At 63.7% G+C, this 19,358-nt stretch carries 21 protein-coding genes and 1 tRNA gene; 10 read left to right on the top strand and 12 right to left on the bottom strand.

Annotated features, from left to right (window positions below):
* Window positions 1-43: 43 nt before the first annotated feature.
* Genes D2N39_RS13830 through D2N39_RS13810 form a run of 5 tightly spaced genes read left to right on the top strand, consistent with a single transcriptional unit; the run spans window position 44 to window position 4,320 of the window.
* Window positions 44-913: an ATPase gene (locus D2N39_RS13830; RefSeq protein ID WP_119135359.1), complete on the top strand. Its 870-nt coding sequence runs from the start codon at window positions 44-46 to the stop codon at window positions 911-913.
* A 24-nt stretch (window positions 914-937) separates the two neighbouring features.
* A complete protein-coding gene (gene metA, locus D2N39_RS13825; RefSeq protein WP_119135358.1) occupies window positions 938-1,861 on the top strand; it encodes a homoserine O-acetyltransferase MetA in 924 nt (307 codons plus the stop codon).
* Entirely contained in the window at window positions 1,854-2,798 is a 945-nt protein-coding gene (locus D2N39_RS13820; RefSeq protein ID WP_233557163.1) for an alpha/beta fold hydrolase, read from the top strand. Before metA ends, D2N39_RS13820 begins: the two co-directional genes overlap by 8 nt.
* A gap of 33 nt (window positions 2,799-2,831) precedes the next feature.
* Complete coding sequence (ppk2, locus tag D2N39_RS13815; protein WP_119135356.1) at window positions 2,832-3,713, top strand: polyphosphate kinase 2; 882 nt, start codon at window positions 2,832-2,834, stop codon at window positions 3,711-3,713.
* Window positions 3,706-4,320, top strand: coding sequence for a TetR/AcrR family transcriptional regulator (locus D2N39_RS13810; RefSeq protein ID WP_119135355.1), 615 nt, complete (start codon window positions 3,706-3,708; stop codon window positions 4,318-4,320). Before ppk2 ends, D2N39_RS13810 begins: the two co-directional genes overlap by 8 nt.
* Here the strand turns inward: D2N39_RS13810 and D2N39_RS13805 are convergent.
* From D2N39_RS13805 to D2N39_RS13785, 5 genes are all read right to left on the bottom strand, one after another.
* A complete protein-coding gene (locus D2N39_RS13805) occupies window positions 4,314-5,324 on the bottom strand; it encodes a capsular polysaccharide export protein, LipB/KpsS family (protein ID WP_158589834.1) in 1,011 nt (336 codons plus the stop codon). The two genes, D2N39_RS13810 and D2N39_RS13805, sit on opposite strands and share 7 nt — an antisense overlap.
* Entirely contained in the window at window positions 5,324-6,424 is a 1,101-nt protein-coding gene (locus D2N39_RS13800) for an ABC transporter ATP-binding protein (protein ID WP_119135354.1), read from the bottom strand. Before D2N39_RS13800 ends, D2N39_RS13805 begins: the two co-directional genes overlap by 1 nt.
* Window positions 6,421-7,230 carry an ABC transporter permease gene (locus tag D2N39_RS13795; RefSeq protein WP_119135353.1) on the bottom strand — a complete coding sequence of 270 codons (810 nt, stop codon included), beginning with the start codon at window positions 7,228-7,230 and terminating at the stop codon, window positions 6,421-6,423. The genes D2N39_RS13800 and D2N39_RS13795 overlap by 4 nt, the downstream gene beginning before the upstream one ends.
* Window positions 7,227-8,117: an ABC transporter permease gene (locus D2N39_RS13790; RefSeq protein WP_119135419.1), complete on the bottom strand. Its 891-nt coding sequence runs from the start codon at window positions 8,115-8,117 to the stop codon at window positions 7,227-7,229. The genes D2N39_RS13795 and D2N39_RS13790 overlap by 4 nt, the downstream gene beginning before the upstream one ends.
* Before the next feature lie 313 nt (window positions 8,118-8,430).
* Window positions 8,431-9,834: an aminotransferase-like domain-containing protein gene (locus D2N39_RS13785; protein ID WP_119135352.1), complete on the bottom strand. Its 1,404-nt coding sequence runs from the start codon at window positions 9,832-9,834 to the stop codon at window positions 8,431-8,433.
* Window positions 9,835-9,921: 87 nt separating this feature from the next.
* Between D2N39_RS13785 and D2N39_RS13780 the strand changes: the two genes are divergently transcribed.
* Window positions 9,922-10,131: a DUF1127 domain-containing protein gene (locus tag D2N39_RS13780; RefSeq protein ID WP_233557161.1), complete on the top strand. Its 210-nt coding sequence runs from the start codon at window positions 9,922-9,924 to the stop codon at window positions 10,129-10,131.
* A gap of 130 nt (window positions 10,132-10,261) precedes the next feature.
* Here D2N39_RS13780 and rpsI read toward each other — a convergent pair whose 3' ends face one another.
* The 4 genes from rpsI to D2N39_RS13760 all read right to left on the bottom strand — a co-directional run bounded on the left by rpsI (window position 10,262) and on the right by D2N39_RS13760 (window position 12,852).
* Entirely contained in the window at window positions 10,262-10,747 is a 486-nt protein-coding gene (rpsI, locus tag D2N39_RS13775; protein ID WP_119135350.1) for a 30S ribosomal protein S9, read from the bottom strand.
* 2 nt (window positions 10,748-10,749) lie between these two features.
* Window positions 10,750-11,214, bottom strand: a complete 465-nt coding sequence (rplM, locus tag D2N39_RS13770) for a 50S ribosomal protein L13 (protein WP_054303535.1) — start codon at window positions 11,212-11,214, stop codon at window positions 10,750-10,752.
* Window positions 11,215-11,474: 260 nt separating this feature from the next.
* Window positions 11,475-12,260 carry an SseB family protein gene (locus tag D2N39_RS13765; protein ID WP_119135349.1) on the bottom strand — a complete coding sequence of 262 codons (786 nt, stop codon included), beginning with the start codon at window positions 12,258-12,260 and terminating at the stop codon, window positions 11,475-11,477.
* The gene (locus tag D2N39_RS13760; protein ID WP_119135348.1) at window positions 12,247-12,852 is read right to left on the bottom strand and encodes a uracil-DNA glycosylase family protein; all 606 of its coding nucleotides are present in this window, start codon (window positions 12,850-12,852) and stop codon (window positions 12,247-12,249) included. The genes D2N39_RS13765 and D2N39_RS13760 overlap by 14 nt, the downstream gene beginning before the upstream one ends.
* A gap of 109 nt (window positions 12,853-12,961) precedes the next feature.
* Here D2N39_RS13760 and D2N39_RS13755 point away from each other — a divergent pair, with 109 nt between their 5' ends.
* From D2N39_RS13755 to kdsA, 4 genes are all read left to right on the top strand, one after another.
* Window positions 12,962-14,173 carry a Na+/H+ antiporter NhaA gene (locus D2N39_RS13755; RefSeq protein ID WP_119135347.1) on the top strand — a complete coding sequence of 404 codons (1,212 nt, stop codon included), beginning with the start codon at window positions 12,962-12,964 and terminating at the stop codon, window positions 14,171-14,173.
* A gap of 154 nt (window positions 14,174-14,327) precedes the next feature.
* On the top strand, window positions 14,328-14,987 hold the full coding sequence (locus D2N39_RS13750) for an ABC transporter ATP-binding protein (protein ID WP_119135346.1): 660 nt from the start codon (window positions 14,328-14,330) through the stop codon (window positions 14,985-14,987).
* The gene (locus D2N39_RS13745; RefSeq protein WP_119135345.1) at window positions 14,965-16,641 is read left to right on the top strand and encodes a capsule biosynthesis protein; all 1,677 of its coding nucleotides are present in this window, start codon (window positions 14,965-14,967) and stop codon (window positions 16,639-16,641) included. Before D2N39_RS13750 ends, D2N39_RS13745 begins: the two co-directional genes overlap by 23 nt.
* A gap of 10 nt (window positions 16,642-16,651) precedes the next feature.
* Window positions 16,652-17,482 (top strand): 3-deoxy-8-phosphooctulonate synthase, encoded by an 831-nt coding sequence (kdsA, locus tag D2N39_RS13740; protein ID WP_119135344.1) that lies wholly within the window; start codon window positions 16,652-16,654, stop codon window positions 17,480-17,482.
* Window positions 17,483-17,529: 47 nt separating this feature from the next.
* On the opposite strand, the gene D2N39_RS13735 is transcribed toward kdsA, so the two are convergent.
* The 3 genes from D2N39_RS13735 to D2N39_RS13725 form a co-directional block, all read right to left on the bottom strand.
* Window positions 17,530-17,606, bottom strand: a tRNA-Arg gene (locus D2N39_RS13735).
* A gap of 45 nt (window positions 17,607-17,651) precedes the next feature.
* The gene (locus D2N39_RS13730; RefSeq protein WP_119135343.1) at window positions 17,652-18,872 is read right to left on the bottom strand and encodes a cysteine desulfurase; all 1,221 of its coding nucleotides are present in this window, start codon (window positions 18,870-18,872) and stop codon (window positions 17,652-17,654) included.
* Window positions 18,873-18,874: 2 nt separating this feature from the next.
* Window positions 18,875-19,357, bottom strand: a complete 483-nt coding sequence (locus D2N39_RS13725; protein WP_119135342.1) for a YIP1 family protein — start codon at window positions 19,355-19,357, stop codon at window positions 18,875-18,877.
* Window position 19,358 lies beyond the last annotated feature (1 nt).

Below are 19,358 nucleotides of genomic sequence, written 5' to 3'. Positions count from 1 at the left end.
CCCGCGCTAGGAAGGCGCCAAGGATCAAGCGAAGGCGGTTGGAATGATCTACGGCTCGGCACAGGACTGGCGGATGGCAGAGCGGCGGCGCGTGCTGATGTTCGGCATGTCGGGCCTTGGCAAGACGCATCTGTCTTCGATGCTGCGGAGTGCGGGCGGCTGGTTCCATTACTCCATCGACTACCGGATCGGCACCCGCTACATGGGCGAATACATCGCTGACAACTTTAAACGTGAAGCGATGAAGGTGCCGTTCCTGCGGGAACTGCTGCTGACGGACTCCGTCTATATCGCCTCCAACATCACCTTTGATAACCTCGCCCCGCTGTCCACCTATCTGGGCAAGCCCGGCGATCCGGCGAAGGGCGGCCTGCCCTTTGCCGAATACATGCGCCGTCAGGACCAGCACCGCGAGGCCGAGGTGGCGGCGCTTCTGGATACCATGCGCTTCATCGACCGCGCCGACGACATCTATGGCTACGGCAATTTCGTCTGCGATTCCGGCGGCTCGATCTGTGAGGTGGTGGACCCGTGGAACCCTGCCGATCCGGTAATGACGGCGCTGTCGCAGAACCTGCTGATGGTCTGGATCAAGGGATCTGACGCCCATACCGCCGAACTGGTCCGCCGCTTCGACCGCGCGCCCAAGCCCATGTATTACCAGCCGCATTTCCTTGAACGAATGTGGGGCGAATACCGCGACATGACGGGCGAGACCGACGAACAGGTTGACCCGGACACCTTTGTCCGCTGGACCTATGCCAAGGCTCTTGCCCATCGCCAGCCCCGTTATGCCGCCATGGCCGACTGGGGTGTGACGGTCACCGCCGAAGAGGTTGCCGAGGTGCGCGACGAGGCGGGTTTCATCGACCTGATCGCCGAGGCCATTGAAGCGCGCGACCCGCGCACATAACTGCTCCGCCGAACGGAGAAAGACATGCCGATTACCCTGCCTGAGACCCTGCCCGCCTTCGACGTGCTGCGCCGCGAGGGCGTCAGCGTGATGTCCCCCGAGCGCGCCGCGCGTCAGGACATTCGCCCCCTGCGCATCGGTCTGCTGAACCTGATGCCCAAGAAGATCCAGACCGAGAACCAGTTCGCCCGGCTGATCGGCGCGACGCCCTTGCAGATCGACTTTCAGCTGATCCGCATGAGCGAGCATCAGACGAAGAACACTGCCGCCGAACATATGGAAACCTTCTATCGCCCGTTTTCCGAGGTGGAGGCCACCGGCGAAAAGTTTGACGGCCTGATCATCACCGGCGCCCCGATCGAACATCTGCCCTTTGACGAGGTGACCTATTGGGAAGAGTTGCGCCGGGTCTTTGCCTGGACGCAGACGCATGTGCAATCCACCTTCGGTGTCTGCTGGGGCGGGATGGCAATGATCTACCACTTCCATGGCGTGCAGAAACATATTCTGGATCACAAGGCCTTCGGCTGCTTCCGGCATCGCAACCTTGCCCCCGCCTCGCCCTATCTGCGCGGGTTTTCGGATGATTTCGTCATCCCGGTCAGCCGCTGGACCGAGATCCGCCAAGCCGAAGTGGCGGCGCGCCCGGCCTTGCGGACCCTGCTCGGCTCGGACGAGGTCGGCCCCTGTCTGGTCGAAGATCCGGCGCATCGCGCGCTCTACATCTTCAACCATTTCGAATATGACAGCGACACGCTGAAACAGGAATATGACCGCGACGTGGCGCAGGGCACGCCGATCAACGTGCCGATGAACTACTATCCCGACGACGATCCCTCCCGCCCGCCGCTGAACCGCTGGCGTAGCCATGCCCATCTGCTTTACGGCAACTGGATTAACGAGATCTATCAGTCCACACCGTTCCGGCTGGAGGATATTGGTGCTTGAAAGCCTGATCGCCGGAAGCGCGCTGGTGGCTTTGGGCGCCTTTGGCACCCGCCGCCGCGCCGCCCGGCGCGAGGCGCGGCGCAAGGCGGCCTTTCCCCCCTTGGGTCGGCTGGTGACGGTCGAAGGCCGCAGGCTGCATCTTGTGCAGATCGGCAGCGGCCCCGATCTGGTGATGATCCACGGTGCCAGCGCCAATCTGCGCGAATTTGCCATGGACCTGGCGCCGCGCCTGTCCTCGCAGTTCCGCGTCACGCTGATCGACCGGCCGGGGCTGGGCTGGTCCGATGCGGTGCCGGAAGACACGCCGGGGGAACAGGCACGCCTGATGCGGCTGGCGGCGGAAAGCATTGGCGTTACCCGGCCTCTGGTGCTGGGCCATTCCTATGGCGGGGCGGTGGCGCTGGCATGGGCCATGCAGGCGCCGGTGGCAGGGCTGCTGATGCTGTCCGGCGTGGCGATGCCGTGGGAGGGCGGGCTTGGCCTCTGGTATCAGGTGACCGCTTCGGCCATGGGTCGCGCTGTGGTGGTGCCGCTGGTCACCGCCTTTGCCCCTACCCGGCAGATCGACCGCAGTATTGCGGCGACCTTCCTGCCGCAACAGCCGCCGCCCGGCTATTCCAGGGCCGCCGGCGTCGGGCTTCTGTTGCGCCGTGACGCGCTGGCCCATAATGCACGGCAGGTGAACACCCTGCTGCCGCATGTGCAGGCCATGCAGCCGCATTACGATACAATCCGCGTGCCGGTTGAAATCCTGCATGGCGACGCCGATACAATCGTGCCTGCCCATATCCATGCCGTGCCGCTGGCAGCCACCCTGCCCGATGCCGCGCTGACCCTGTTGCCGGGCCTTGGTCACATGCCGCACCAGACCCAGCCAGAGGCGGTGAAGGCCGCAGCGTTGCGCCTTGCGGCCCGTGCGGGCCTGCGCCTAGACTAGCCGCAACTGCGTTCAGGATCAGTGGAGAATGTGATGGACCTGCCTTTCGACGGCGCGATCAGCCGCTATTTCAAGGAAGACGCGCCGAAAGCCGTGCGCAAGGCGATCGAACAGGGCGGCAAGGATGACATCCTGTCGAAAGGTTATGCCTACCGCGAGGAAATCTCGAAGAAAGATTACGAAGCACGGATGGATGCGCTCCAACCGCAGCTTGTGCGCCTGCAATCCGACATCAAGGCCACGGGCAAGCGGGTGATCCTTGTATTCGAGGGCCGGGATGCTGCGGGCAAGGGCGGCACCATCAAGGCCCTAACCGAGAACCTCAACCCGCGCGGCGCGCAGGTGGTGGCGCTGTCGAAACCCTCGGACCGCGAAAGCTCGCAATGGTATTTCCAGCGTTATATCGACTGGTTTCCGGCGGCGGGCGAAATGGTGATCTTCGACCGCAGTTGGTACAATCGCGCGATTGTCGAGCCGGTCTTCGGCTTCTGCACCCAGAACCAGAAGGAAAGCTTCTTCCGTCAACTGCCGGAGTTTGAACAGATGATCGTGCAGGAGGGCATTACCTTCCTGAAATTCTGGCTGGATGTCAGCCAGCCGGAACAGTTGCGCCGTATGCTCGCCCGTGAAAGCGACCCGCTGAAACAATGGAAGCTCTCGCCCATCGACGTCGAGGGACTGACCAAATGGCAGCCCTATTGCGAGGCCATCGCCGAAACCTTCGAGCGCAGCCATACCGGCTTTGCGCCCTGGACGGTGATCCGCTCGGATGACAAGAAACGCGCGCGCATTGCCACGATCCAGACGGTGCTGAACGCGCTGGAGTTCAAGGGCAAGGATCGCGGCGCCATCGGCCAGCCCGATCCGGCGATCTGCGGCGGGCCGGAAATGTGGTCTGACGGGGCGGATGACTAAGCGCGGCTATCACCACGGCAATCTGCGGCAGGCGCTGGTCGAGGCGTCGCTGGCGCTGATTGCCGAAAAAAGCCCACAGGGCTTTACCTTGTCGGAAGCGGCTAAGGCGGCGGATGTGACACCCGCTGCCGTCTATCGCCATTTCGCGGGACGGGATGACCTGCTGGCCGAAGTGGCGCGGCAGGGATACGAGATTTTCGCCGCGCTGATGGAATATGCCTATGACGATGGCAAGCCCACGGCGCTGGCGGCGTTCGAGGCGACGGGTCGGGCCTATCTGGCCTTTGCCCGCAAATATCCCGGTCATTACATGGCGATGTTCGAAAGCGGGCTGTCACCGCAGGCCTACCCCGACCTTGCGCTGGCCTCGGCCAAGGCGCGGGCGGTGCTGGAACGCGCCGCCGCGCATCTGTCAGAACATATGCCGCCCGACCGCCGCCCCCCGGCCTCGATGTTCTCGGCCCATATCTGGGCGATGAGTCACGGCGTGGTGGAACTGTTCATGCGCGGCAATGGCGCGAAAAGCCCCTTCCCGCCCGAGGATCTGCTGGAAGCCGGGATCGGGATCTATCTGCGCGGCCTTGGCCTGCTGCGACCGGATCAATAGAAACCGGCATCCGGGCCGATGCGAAAGCCCTTGGCACGGATGCGTTCCAATACAATCGGCAAGGCGCGGGGGTGATCCTCGATACAATTCTGCCTGAGGAACCAGGTCAGGAATTTCTCATGTGGCCAGTCGCGTGACATCGCCGCAGTGATAGCCTCGGCCAGCCGCGACGGATCGGTCAGTGTCACTGCGTTCTGGCCAAAATCGGTTTGCCCGGCCAAAACCACCGGCTTGCGATGCAGAAACGCCTCGAACCCCACCGCAGAGGTGACGGTCAGCACGCAGGCACAGGCGGTCAGTAGATCGTGGATCGAGGCGTCGGTGACATAAACACCCGCCGCCGGGTTATGGCGGGCGCGCAGCCATTCCAGTTCTTCGGGCGTATTGTTCGGATGCGGCTTGATACAAAGCGCGCGGGCACCCTTTGTGGCAATCGCCGTCTCCACCAGTTCCGGCACGGTCAGATAATGGCGGTGAAAGCGCGGCGGTTTGAAATCCTGCGCGAACAGCGCAAGGCAGCCCGCAGGCAGATCAGCCCCGCGCTCCGCCTGCGGGAATTTCGAGAAATTGGCGCCGATGAACTGCTCGGCAAGCCGGGCATGGAACTTCTGCGCGAAACGATCCGCCACCAGCCGTTCATCAAAGACCCGCAGACGGTGGCTGGAATTGTTGCGGCTGCCGATTTCGTCGAAATACCAGTAGCCCCGCAGATAGCCGGGGACCGAATGAAAGGCGTTGGGCGCGTATCTGGGTCGGTCCTCCATGAAGACATGCAAATGCGCGCCCTGCGCCACCGCCAGCGCGGCGCCCTCGGCACTATAGGGCACGACCTCGACGCCCCAGCCCGAAGCGGCAGCATGATCCGCCAGCGCCCCCAAAAGGCGAAAGCCGCCACGACACAGCGTGGCGGTCAGCTTGTCGCGGGCATGGAAGATCAGCGTCGGCGGCAAGGTGTCCAGACGCGCGCGGGTCAGCCAGTCGCCCCCGCGCGCCTGCAAGTGCATCAGCGGAACATCACCAGCGCGCCGGGGCTCCATGCCACGCGGGCACGGGTGCCGATTTCCAGCACCGGGCGGCCAAAGACGTTACGCATCGAAATCCGCAACGCCTCGGTCGTGCCATCGAGCTTCACATCGTAATAGGTCATGTCGCCAAAATAGACGACTTCCTCGATGGTGCCCATCACCTCGCGGTCGGTGGCGGTCTGGCTGTCATAAAGGATGGTCAGCGTCTCGGGGCGGAAGCCCACTACAGCGCCCTGCCCGGCCTCGCCCGACATCACCTGATCGGAGCTCAGCGTCATGCGGCCGAACCCCTGCGCCTCCACCTCGATGCCGCCAGCACCCTCCGACAGCACCTCGGCCGGCAGGAAGTTCATCGTGCCGATGAAATTCGCCACTTTCCGGCTGTTCGGACGACGATACAGCGTTTCGGGGTCGGCAAGCTGGGCGATCTGCCCCTCGAACATCACGGCAATGCGGTCTGACATGACCAGCGCCTCTTCCTGGTCATGGGTGACCAGAACGAAGGTGATGCCGACCTCGCGTTGCAGCTTGATCAGTTCGACCTGCATCTGCTCGCGGATCTTCTTGTCCAGCGCCGAAAGCGGCTCGTCCAGCAGCAGCACCTTGGGTTTCAGGATCAGCGCGCGGGCCAGCGCCACGCGCTGCCGCTGCCCGCCCGAAAGCGCATGGGCGGCGCGTTTGCCATAGCCTTTCAGGCCCACCATCTCCAGCGCCTCGGCGACGGCCTTGGCCTTTTCCTCCTTGGATCGCGGATCGCGGCGCAGGCCGAAGCCCACGTTTTCCTCGACCGTCAGATGCGGGAAAATGGCGTAGCTTTGGAACACCATGTTCGTCGGCCGCTTATTGGCCGGAACATCATCCATCTTGCGGTCGTCGATCAGCACCGCGCCCGAGGAAATATCCTCGAACCCAGCGATGGTGCGCAGCAGCGTGGTTTTGCCACACCCCGAGGGCCCCAGCAGCGAGAAGAACTCCCCCGCCTTGATCGTGGCATTGATCCCGCGCAGCGCGTGGTAATCGCCATAATATTTATGGACGTCCCGGAACTCGATCATGTTCGGCTTTTCGGTCGTGGTCACAGGAAGCCTCCGGTATCCTTGCCGCCCGATTTTGCGATGCCGCGGCGGCGGAAATATTCAGCGATGGTCAGAAGAATGATGGAGATGCAGACGAGGATGGTGCCAAGCGCCATCACCGCCGGAACCTTGGCCGGGAAGCGGAACTGCCCGAAGATATAGACCGACAGCACGGTCTGATTGCCGCCAAGGAAATAGGCGATGATGAATTCATCCAGACTGATGGTGAAGCTGATCAAGAGCGACGAGATGATGCCGGGCATCACCAGCGGCAGGATAATCAGCCGAAAGGTCGAGGCCGGGGTTTCACCCAGGTCATAGGCCGCTTCCTCCAGCGAACGATCAAGCGACTGGAAGGCCGAGGTCAGGATCGCCACCGCGAAGGGCGTGCAGATCAGCACATGGCCCAGAATGATGGTGAACAGCGACAGTGGCACGCCCACCGCGATCAGCACCACCAGAAGCGCCATCGACACGATCATCTCGGGCAGCACCATGGGCAGCATTATCAGGCCAAGGATGCCGGGTTTGCCCGGAAACTTGTAGCGGGTCGAGGCGCGGGCGGCGAAAATCCCGAGGATCGTGGAAAACACCGCCGCCGAAACCGCAATGGTCAGCGAGTTGCGAAAGGCGATGAACAGCGTCTGATCCGCCCACATCTCGGCGAACCAGTTGGTCGTGAAGCCTTGCAGCGGGAAGGCGATGACGCGGCTGTCGTTGAAGGCAAAGATCGGCAGCAGCACGATGGGGGCATAAAGAAAGGCCAGATAGGCCAGCGCGTAAATGCGCAGCGACGGGTTCTTCCTCATTTGCTCTGCCCCTTCAGGAAGCGGCGGTTCAGCAGAAGGAACACCACCGACACCACGGTCACGATCAGCATGGCGGTCACCGCGATGGCCGATCCCAGCGCCTTGTCGTTCTGCTTCAGCATGATCGCTTCGATCCGGTTGGCAATCATCGGAAGCTTGCCGCCGCCGATCAGTTCAGGCGTCACATAGTCGCCGATTGTCGGGATGAAGACGATCAGCACCGCCGCAATGACGCCCGGCATCGACAGCGGCAGCGTAACGCGGATGAAGGTCATCAGCTTCGATTCCCCCAGATCCTGCCCGGCTTCCAGAAGCGAGCGGTCGATCTTCTCAAGGCTCACGAAGATCGGCAGGATGGCGAAGGCCGCATAGGCATGGGCCAGCGTCATGATCATCGAGCCGAGCGAATAGTTGATGATGGTCAGCGGCTCGTCGATGATGCCAAGGCTCATCAGACCCGAATTGACCACGCCGTTATAGCCAAGGATCACTTTCCACAGAAAAACGCGGATCAGGTAAGACGTCCAGAACGGAATTGTGATGAGGAAGATCCACATCGATTTGCGTTCGGGCTTCACATGGAAGCTGACGAAATAGGCCACCGGATAGGCCAGCAGCACCGTCACCAGCGTCACCACGCTGGACACCGTCAGCGACCGCAGCATCAGCGCCTGGTCAATACGGCCGGTCCAGACCTTCAGGTAATTGTCGAAGGTCAGGCCCGAGGACAGGCCGACCTTGCTGTCTACCATCAGCGAATATAGCACCACCGCCGCCAGAGGGGCGGCAAGCAGCAGGATCGCATAGATCGCCGTGGGCGATACGAGCGCAAGCCCGTTGGCCGCCTCGGAATTTCTGAAGCGGCCGCGTGCAGCCCCCTGTTCCATCATGCCCCCTGTCCAGAACGGCCCGGCACCTTGAGGCGCCTGTTGCCAATTGCTTGTTCCTTATACCCGATTTTCTGGCATAGGGCCGCTCACAAGAAAAGGGGAGAAATCGGATATCCGGCTTGCAAGGCCGGAACAGACCGGGGACATATCTTTACAAGACCATGAAATTGCGCAGAAAATAATTTGATCATTTTTTCATGTGCCGCCGGGCCTGCCGCTGCGGAATTGCCGCAAAATCCGACAGGTCAGCCGGGCTTCGCACAAAGCCCGGCAGGCTTGAAAACAACGCGGCAACCGGCACGGGCCGGAATCAGACCGCCATATCCGATGGCGGATGACCCAGAAGCCGCGCCAGAGTCGCCACCGCGCTGGCATAGCGATCCGCCGGAATGGCCCCGGCCAGCGCGATACGCAGCGCATGTGGCGCCCGGCCATGGATCAGCGCATATTCATCGGCCTGCCGGATCAGCACGCCCTCTGCCTCGGCCTGACGCGCGAAGGTCGAGGCCCGCCAGCCCGAAGGCAGCGGCACCCAGAGGAAGGGCAACCCCGCCTGCCAGCGGATGTCGAACCGCCCCAACGCATTCACCGCCGTCATCAACCGGCTGGCAAACACCTCCTGCACCTTGCGGCGGATCTCCTGTGCGGCACCGCTTTCCAGCAGCTCCAGCGCCAGATCCGACACCGGCCGCGCCAGCGCGAAGAACCCATGCTGCGCCGTCAGACGCCCGGCCTCGCCCATGCCGGAAGGGCAGACGACATAGCCGAACCGAAGAGCCGCCGAGACCGACTTGGACATCGACCCAACATACCAGGTGCGTTCGGGCGCGATGGCTCGCATCGCGGGCAGGTTGCTTTCCGTGATCGAATAGCAATCATCCTCGATCACCTGAAGATCATAGCGCCGCGCGATGGCGGCGATCTCGGCCCGGCGGGTCGCGCCCATCCGGCTGGCGGTCGGGTTCTGCGCCTCTGGTGTCAGGACGAGGATCTGCGCGCCATGGCGGCGGCAGGCAGCCTCCAGCGCATCGGGCAACATGCCTTCGTCGTCGATCTCCACCCCCACCACATCAGCCCGCACCAGACGCGCGGCGTGGCGGATGCCGGGATAGGCCAGATCCTCGGTCAGGATGACCGGCCGGTCCCCGCGCAAGCAACACAGGAACACCAGCAGCAACGCATTCTGCCCGCCATGGGTCAACGCGATATCCTCCGGCCCGAACGTGCCCAGCAGCCGGTCCGACAACCAGCCACAGATAGCGGCACGCAACGGCGCCTCGCCACGCTGCGAGGGGTAGTCCTGCCAGGCCGCATCCAGCCCCTGCCCGATCTTCTGCATCGCCGCTGAGAAAGCCGCGCCCTGCCCGACATCGGGCAGTTGCGGCGAGCGCAGATCGACCAGCCAGGGCTCGTCGCTCAGGTCACGTTCCTGAAACAGGGCCTGTGTCGGACCCAGACGCGGTGCGCGGGCGGCAACGAAAGTGCCACGCCCGACGGTCGCGGCCAGCAACCCCTCCTGTGTGGCAAGCTGATAGGCCCGGCTGACGGTGCCCGGCGTCACATGCAGCCGCCATGCCAGATCACGCACTGTCGGCAGTTGCGCCCCCGGCGCAAGCTCGCCCAGCCGGATCGCCTCGCGCAGCGCACGGGTCAGGGCCAGATATTTCGGCCCCGGATGGCTGTCGAGGTCCGGCTGCCAACTTGTATCAGTCACAATATAGCCCTCGCATCCGACGCGCCGTCATTGTATCAATTGCGCATAGCCGAAACAGAGGTTTGTATCAACACAAAAGGTGCCATGATGACCCGGACCGATCTGACTGCCTCCACGCTCTCGCTGCCGCCCATGTCGCGGCTGGTCTTTGCCGTGGCGCATAAGGTGATGACCTGGGAACTGCGCCGCCAGGCGCGCCGTGGCATTGCGAAGCTTGATACCCATCTGCTGCGCGACATCGGCCTCGACCCGATGACCGCCGCACAAGAGGCGCAAAAGCCGTTCTGGCGCGGCTGACCCCATTCCCTTCCTGTCGTACCCCTGACTGGGCCGGTTTTCCGGCCCTTTTTTTTCATGACCCCGACGACCGACACAAAGCAAAAGGCCCGCGGAACACCGCGGGCCTTTCGTAAAACCGGAAACCGGATCAGCGCTTGGAGAACTGGAACGAACGACGGGCCTTGGCCTTGCCGTATTTCTTCCGTTCCACCACGCGCGAGTCGCGGGTCAGGAAGCCCGCAGCCTTCAGCGCACCGCGCAGCGAGGGTTCGTAAAGTTGCAGCGCCTTCGAGATACCGTGCTTCACGGCACCGGCCTGACCAGACAGACCACCACCGGCCACGGTGGCGTAAACGTCGAACTGGCCTTCGACATTGGCAACCTGGAACGGCTGACGCAGGATCATTTGCAGCACCGGGCGGGCGAAGTAAGCCGCCATTTCCTTGCCGTTCACCATGACCTTGCCCGAGCCGGGCTTGATCCAGACGCGGGCAACCGCGTCCTTCCGCTTGCCGGTCGCGTAGGAACGGCCCAGCGAATCGCGCTTCGGCTCACGCACGGGCGCTTCGGCAACCGCGGCAGCCTCGCCCGAGACGGCCGCTTTCAGATCGTCGAGGGATTTGATGTCAGCCATGATCAGGCGCTCCGGGTGTTCTTGGGATTCAGAGCCTTCACGTCCAGGACGGTCGGCTGCTGCGCTTCATGCGGATGCTCGGCCCCGGCGTAGACGCGCAGGTTGGTCATCTGCTGCTTGCCCAGACGGTTGCGGGTAATCATGCGCTCGACGGCCTTGGTCACCACGCGCTCGGGATGCGCGCCTTCCAGCACTTCGCGCGCGGTGCGCGATTTGATGCCGCCCGGGTGGCCGGTGTGCCAGTAGTAACGCTTGTCATTGCGTTTGTTGCCGGTCATCTGCACCTTGTCGGCGTTGATGACGATGACATTGTCACCCATGTCCATGTGGGGGGTGAAGGTCGGCTTGTTCTTGCCGCGCAGGATATTGGCGACAATCGTGGCGAGGCGGCCCAGAACGACGCCTTCGGCGTCGATCAGGATCCACTTCTTCTCGATATCCGCCGGAGTAGCGGTGAAGGTTTTCATATCAGACCCATGGAATTGTCGGGACGCGGACGCCCCTCTATCTCGGATGCGGGCTTTTCCTGCATTTCCACGCGCCGGTCAAGCGCCACTCACGCAATAATATAAAGCAAAATCAATATGATATGAAATAGGTATTAAAATACCCCAAATACCACCTTCATCTTGGCCCAAATATCCCCGCCGGAGGCCACCGGATACGGGCGGCGCAGCCCGCCCGGAGACAGAAAGCCGTGCCACCGCAGGCGGCGCCATCTGAAAAGCTACCGAAGCACCGGGGGCTTCGCAGGGTCCATGCCGGGTGCCTGCGGCGCGGACGGCTCTGCCGCCACCGGCACCGGCAGGTCGAAGCGCAGCGCGACGCGGGCCATGGCTGCTACCGCCGCCGTATCCCCGTCCAGGAAGGCCACATCCATCTCGCCCGCCTCGACACCCGAGAAGGTCAGCGCCTCGGCCGCAGCACGGGCCAGCGCGGTCTGTGCGCCTTCCATCGCATCGACGAAAGCCAGCATATGCCCCTGCCGACCGCCCTCATAGATCACCGCCGCCAGCAGCGCATGCGCCGCCAGACCGCCCGCACGGGCGAGTTTCGCATCCAGCCCCTCGATCAGGCCTTGCGGCAGCCCGCGCGGCGGCTCGAACCGTTCGGGCCGCGCCTCGGCCTCTTCGGGGCCATGGGCCAGAGTTTCGGCCAGCCAGTCCACCGCGAAGGGCGGCAGAAGCATCGAGGACGGTGCCACCCCGAGGTTCACCCCCAGCCCGATGCCCTGCCCGGCCAAGAGCGCGGCGATCACCCGCCCCGGCAACGCCGCATAGGGCGCGGGCATGCCGGTGAAGGCGCCCAGCCGCTCCTCGGTATCGAACACCAGAACCACTGGCCCGTCCTCAAGGTCAAAGACGCGCGGCGCCAGCGTCTCGCCTTCGGCTTCCTTTTCCAGCAGCAGGATCATCTCGCCATCGGCGAGCCGTTCATAGAACCGCAGGCGCGGCGCGTCATCGCCGTCGGGCGCGGCGGCCATGGCGTCGTAAGCAAGATCAAGCGGGGTCATCGGGGCCCTCCATCGCGGCGCGGATGCGGGCGCGCAGCTCGGGCAGCAGCTCGGCGGCGAACCACGGATTGCGTTTCAGCCACCCGCTATTGCGCCACGAGGGATGAGGCAAGGGGATAATCCCGCGCGCCGCCGGGCTGCGCCAATCCGCCACCACCTGCGCAACGGCGCGGCGGTCGGCCAGATGCCAGCGGATCGCCGCGCCGCCCACCGCCAGCACCAGCCGCGCTGCACGATGTTCGGCCAGCACCCGCGCCCGCCAGGTCTGCGCGCAAACCGGCGGCGGTGGCAGGTCGCTGCCTTTGGCATCATAACCCGGAAAGCAGAAGGCCATGGGCAGGATGGCGATACGGCTGCGGTCATAGAAGGTCGCCTCGTCCAGCCCCATCCAGTCGCGCAGCCGGTCGCCGGAGGGATCGGTGAAGGGCTTTCCAGACTGATGCACCCGCAGCCCCGGCGCCTGCCCCGCGACGACCACCCGCGCCCGTGTTCCATGCCACAGCACCGGGCGCGGCGCATGCGCGGTCGCTGTCGCGGCAAAACGCGCGGCACACTGCTGGCAGGCAGCGATTTCCTCGGCCAGTTCCCTCATTCCCTCCGGTGCCTCGCTGCAACACCGGCGCGGCCCCGCCCCTGCGTCCCGTTGCCGCGCCCTCCCCCCGAGGATAGGACAACGAAAAGCCCTCCGCCATGGAGAACCCATGTATCGCGTCTCCAGCTACATCCTGCATTTCGCCCGCGCCCTGCTGGCAGGCAGCCTCGTGGCGACCCTCTGGGTCAATTTCGATCCCGCAAGCTACTATGACGTGATGGAACGGGGGCTATTCCCGCTGCCCTTGCCCGGTTGGATCGTGGCCGATCATGTGCGCGTCACATTGATCACGCTGACCTCAGATCTGCTGATGGCGCTTTTTTTCTTCCTGCTGGGCAAGGAGTTGTGGGAGGCCAACATGCTGGAACGCGGTGCCCTGCATGGCCGCCGCGCTGCCCTGCCCTTCATGGCGACCATGGGCGCGGTCACCGGCGCGATTCTGGTCTGGCTGGTGACCTCGGCCCTGATTGAAACGGCGGAAGAGGCGGTATTCGGAGCGGGCTGGGCGGTGCCGATCGGCTGCGACGTGGTGATCGGCTACGCGATCGGGCGGCGTCTGTTCGGGCCGGGCCACCCGGCGCTGCACATGTTGTTGTTGATTACCAGCGGGGCCGAGCTTGCGGGGCTGCTGGCGCTGGCCCTGATGCGCCCGGACGAGGCGCTGCGCCTGTTGTGGCTGCTGCTGCCCGTGGTCGCCGTGGGTGCAGTCTGGCTGCTTTACGGCCGCCATGCCCGCGCAGACCGCGAAACCGAACGCCAGCGCGCCCTGCTTTTGTGGCCCTATATCCTTGCCGGGGTGTGCAGCTGGATCGGGGTCACGGCGGCGGGCCTGCCCGGTGCGCTCGGTCTGCTGCCCGTCATCCCGGTGATCCCGCATGCCCGCCGTGCCTTCGGCCTGTTCGCCGAAGCCGAGGAATTCCTGCACGATCCGCTGAACCGCTTTGCCCATCTGCTGATGCGACCGCTGGTGGCGGTTCTGTTCCTGTTTGGCCTCACCCGCGGTGGCATTGACCTCGGCGCCTTCGCCCCCACCACCCTGGTCACACTGGCCGCCTTCTGGATCGGCAAGCCGCTGGGTCTGGTGGCAGGTACGCTGCTGGCCCTGCGACTGTTCCGTCTGCCGCTGCCGCAGGGGCTTGGCCTGCCCGACATGGCGTGGATCGGCGCCATCGCCGGGATCGGCTTTACCGTTCCGGTCCTGTCGCTGGACACGGCCATTCCCGGCGGCGCCATGGCCGAGGCCGCCCGGCTTGGACTTGCACTGACACTGCTGGCGGGACCGGCATTGATCGTGCTTTCCCGCGCCCGTCCGTCCCGCTGACGATTGCCAAGCCCGGCCACCGCCTGACATAATAAAGCCCGATTGCTTTTGCATATCGGTTCGGTAAAGCGTGACGAGGTATTAAGAAAGATGCCCTATCCGGGGAAACAACCGGAACGGATCGAGCGCATCAGGCGGATGCGGTGAGGCCCCGATGATCGAGTTCGAAAACGTCAGCAAGTCCTTCTGGACCGGCAAGCAGCGCAAGGTCATCCTTGATCAGGCGTCGTTCCGGGTCGAGATCGGCAAGTCGCTGGGCATTTTGGCAAAGAACGGCACCGGCAAGACCACGATCATCAACATGATGGCGGGGCTGGAAAAGCCCGACGAGGGCCGGGTTATCCGCACCTCGCGCATTTCCTTTCCGCTGGGCTTTATGGGCGGCGTGGTGAACAAGCACACCGCGACTGAAAATTCACGCTACATCGCCCGGCTTTACGGCCTTGATCCCGATTATGTTGAAAGTTTCTGCCGCTGGCTCTGCGGGCTGGACGAATATTTCGACATGCCGGTCGGCACCTATTCGGCAGGCATGCGCTCGCGCTTCTGTTTCGCGCTGATGCTGGCGCTGGATTTCGACATCTATCTGATCGACGAGGGCATGCCCGCGACCACGGATGTCGAGTTCAACCGCAAGGCGGGCGCCATCCTGAAGCAGCGGTTACAAAATACCACTGTGGTCGTGGTGTCGCACCAGGCCTCGACACTTGAAAAATTCTGCCATCAGGCCGGCGTGCTGGTCGGTGGGCAACTCTACATGTTCGACTCTCTGGAAGAAGCGAAACGTCTTTATGACTACAAAGCTAACAGCTAAGCGGTTCCGCATCCGTCGCCCCGATCCGGTGCAGCCGCTCCCCTCGCGCGCGGCTGAAACCCCTGCCGCCCAGGACGGCATGCTGTTCGAGCAGCCGGACGACGGTTTCGGCAACATGAGCTTCGTGACCCCGCGCGCGAAAGACACGGAAACGGCCGCCAGTATCGGCCCGACCGAGATCGAGGATATTCGCCGCGAGGGGCTGACAGGTCGTCAACTGCGGCTGGCCCGGCGGTTGGCACAGAAGCACGAAATGCCCGCGACATCGGATTTCGATGCCGTCCGCCTGCTGCGTCAAGCCGGGATCGACCCTTTCCAGCGCTCCAGCCTGATGGAGCTGGTGGGGGGAACCGCGACAGCAACCGGGGGCGATGGCGGCGCCCTGCCCCCGCCGCCCAACCGCGCGCTGGTGCCCGATGGCGACGGTGTGAAACTGCCACAGACCATCAAGCCGGTGCAGGTGCCCTCGACCGAAGTGCGGGCCGAGGTGAACCATGCAGCCGAGATCATGCGCATCCAGCGCGATCTGGCCCGTCGCCGCCGCCGCCGTGCGGCGCTTCTGTCACTGCGACTGTTCTTCTTCATCGGCCTGCCGACGCTGCTGACCGGATTTTACTTCTTCTTCGTCGCCACACCGATGTATGCGACGAAAACCGAATTCGTGATCCAGCAATCCGGCGGCAGCATGGGGGGTGGCGGTGCGGGGGGCGGGCTCAGCGGGCTGCTCAGCGGCACGGGTTTCGCAACCTCTCAGGATTCGATCACCGTGCAGGGCTATCTGCAATCGCGGGACGCCATGCTGCGGCTGGATGCCGACCACGGCTTCCGTGACCATTTCGAGGGAGAGAACATCGACCCGATCCAGCGCCTTTCGCCGGATGCCACTTTCGAGGCCGCCTACAAGGCTTATACCCGCAACATCCACATCTCCTATGACCCCAGCGAGGGCATCATCAAGATGGAGGTGGTGGCGGCAGAGCCGGAAAAATCGGCCGAATTTGCCCGGGCCCTGGTCGGCTATGCCGAGGAACAGGTGGACCAGTTGACCCATCGCCTGCGCGAAGACCAGATGAAGGGCGCGCGCGAGACCTATGACAATGCCGAACGCGAAATGCTGGCAGCTCAGCAGAAAGTGGTGGACCTTCAGGAACGCTACAAGGTGCTGAGTTCCGAAGTCGAGGTCAGCCTGATCACCAGCCAGATCGGCAATCTGGAAACCCAGCTCACCGCCGACCGGCTGTCACTGCAACAGATGGAAAGCAACGCTAGCCCCAACAAGGCCCGGATGGAACCGCTGAAGCGCCGCATCGCCACGCTGGAAAGCGAAATCGCCAATCTGCGCGCCAAGCTGACCGAGGCGGGCGACGGCCAGCAAAGCCTTGCCGTGGTTCAGGGGGAATTGCTGGTGGCACAATCCGATGTGGAAACGCGCCGCCTGCTGCTGGCTCAGGCGCTTCAGGCGCTGGAAGGCGCACGGATCGAAGTAAACCGTCAGGTGCGCTACCTGTCCCTGTCCGTCAGCCCGATTCCGCCGGACGAGCCCACCTACCCGCGCGCTTTTGAATATACCATGGTTGCACTGTTCATCTTTGCCGGTATCTACCTGATGATCTCGATGACCGTCGCCATCCTGCGCGAACAGGTCTCGGCATAAGGAGAGACGGATGAAACAGGTGCAGATCGGCGGCTTGACCGTCGGCAACGACCAGCCGCTGCTGGTCATCGCGGGGCCGTGCCAGCTGGAAAGTCTGGACCACGCCCAGATGATCGCGGGCCGCATGGCCGAGGCCTGCGCGGCCGCCGGGGCGCAATATGTGTTCAAGGCGAGCTACGACAAGGCCAACCGCACCAGCCTGAAAGGCAAGCGCGGCATGGGGATGGACGCCGGGTTGAAGGTGCTGGAGGCTGTGCGCGCCATGGGCATGCCGGTCCTGACCGACATCCATGACGCCGAACAGGCCCGCGCCGCCGCTCAGGTTGTGGATGTGATCCAGATCCCGGCCTTCCTTTGCCGCCAGACCGACCTGCTGCTGGCCGCCGGGGAAACCGGCGCCGTGGTGAACATCAAGAAGGGCCAGTTCCTCGCGCCTTGGGATATGGCCAATGTCGCCGAGAAGGTGGAAAGCACCGGCAACAACCGCATCCTGCTGACAGAGCGCGGCGTCAGCTTCGGCTATAACACCCTTGTCGCCGACATGCGCAGCCTGCCCACCATGGCACGCAGCGGCTGGCCGGTCATCATGGACGCCACCCATTCGGTGCAACAACCCGGTGGCCAGGGCGGTAGTTCGGGCGGGCAGCGCGAATTCGCCCCGGTCATGGCCCGCTGCGCCGTGTCCATTGGCATCGCGGGCGTGTTCATCGAAACCCATGAGGCACCGGATACCGCCCCCTCCGACGGGCCCAACATGATCCCGCTGGACCAGATGCCCGCGCTGATCGACAGCCTCATGGCTTTCGATCGCCTTGCCAAAACCAACCCGCTGCGAGTCTAGCCTCTGACCAGAAAACAGAAAAGCCGTCCCTCGGGACGGCTTTTTTCTGGCGCACCCAGCACGATTCGAACGTGCGACCTTTGCCTTCGGAGGGCAACGCTCTATCCAGCTGAGCTATGGGTGCGTTGCGGTCTGAATAGACCAGCCCGCAGGGGGGCGCAATACGGAATCAGGCGAAAAGTTCGTGGCAAAGCTCCAGCGCCTCGACCAGCCGGTCAACCTCTGCCTCGGTATTGTAAAGTGCAAACGAGGCGCGGCAGGTGGCGCTGACTCCCATATGCTCCATCAGTGGCATGGCGCAATGGGTGCCAGCGCGCACGGCGACGCCCTTCTTGTCGAGCACGGTCGAGATGTCATGCGCATGGGCCGGGCCTTGCAGCGTAAACGAAAAAATCGCGCCCTTACCGGCCGAATTCCCCTGCACATTCAGCCAGTTGAGGCCTGCAAGCCGCGAGCGCGCATAATCGCGCAACTGCCGTTCATGCGCGGCGACATTCTCCATCCCCAACGACATGAGGTAATCCAGTGCCACGCCCAGCCCGATTTGCTGCACGATGCCGGGGGTGCCAGCCTCAAACTTCATCGGTGGGTCGGCATAGGTCACCGCGTCGCGCGTCACTTCGCGGATCATGTCGCCACCGCCAAGGAAGGGGCGCATCTCGGCCATCCGCTCACGCCGAATGTAGATCGCGCCAGACCCTGAGGGACCATAGAGCTTGTGCCCGGTAATGGCGTAGAAATCGCAGCCTATCGCCTGCACATCGACCGGCATATGCACCGCACCCTGACTGCCATCGACAAGAACCGGCACACCTTTTTCGTGCGCGCCCCGGCAGATCGCAGCGACATCGACCACAGTGCCCAACACATTGGACATCTGCGTCACCGCCACCAGACGGGTGCGCGGGCCGATGGCGTCAAGAATCGCCTGCGGATCCAGATCGCCGTTGGCGTCACATTCCACCCATTTCAGCACCACACCCTGCCGTTCGCGCAGGAAATGCCAGGGCACGATATTGGCGTGGTGCTCCATGATGGACAGCACGATCTCGTCCCCCGGCTGCAACCGCGGCGCGGCCCAGGCATAGGAGACGAGGTTGATCGCCTCTGTCGTGCCGGAGGCGAAGACAATTTCTTCCTCATCCCCCGCGTTCAGAAAGCGGGCGATAGTGCCGCGCACGGCCTCATACTTTTCCGTCGCAAGGTTTGAAAGATAATGCAAGCCCCTGTGAACATTGGCATATTCCATAGAATAGGCCCGCGTCACCGCGTCGATCACGCATTGCGGCTTTTGCGCCGAGGCGCCGTTGTCAAGGTAAACCAGCGGCTTGCCGTTCACCTCGCGCCCGAGGATCGGGAAATCGGCCCGCACCTTCGCCAGATCGAACATGCTTAGTCCCCCTGTTCCACGACGCTCAGCCCCATGATCCACTGGAACAGGAAACCGGCGAAAGCCACCAGCCCGGTGGCGGTCAGTTGCGGGCCCGGCCCGATCATCCCGGCGACCAGCCCTACCAGAAGCACCAGCGGCGTCACCGCGACCAGCGCCCAGAACAGCGCTAGGCGCGCGCCATACCAGCTGCCCCGCCCACCAGACAGGCGGCCAACCAGACGGCTGGCCGCAGCCAGCAGGTAAAAGACCGGGATCGTCGCCAGCAACCCGAGCGCCACAGCCAGCAATTGCGCCGACAGCGGTTTTTCGGGGTGCAGCACGGTTTCCCGTGCCGCGACAGGATATTGCGCGACGAAGGCGATCAACAGAAAGACGAACAGCAGGCTGAAGGCGAAGGGCTCGGACACGCCACGCGCCAGATGGCGGCGCAGCACCGCGCGCGGGCGGCGCCAGCTTTCGACGATGTCCGAGGTGACCGCCATC

This window comes from Gemmobacter lutimaris (genome assembly GCF_003570715.1).
Taxonomy (GTDB): domain Bacteria; phylum Pseudomonadota; class Alphaproteobacteria; order Rhodobacterales; family Rhodobacteraceae; genus Gemmobacter; species Gemmobacter lutimaris.
This window is presented reverse-complemented; position numbering and strand designations above follow the sequence as displayed.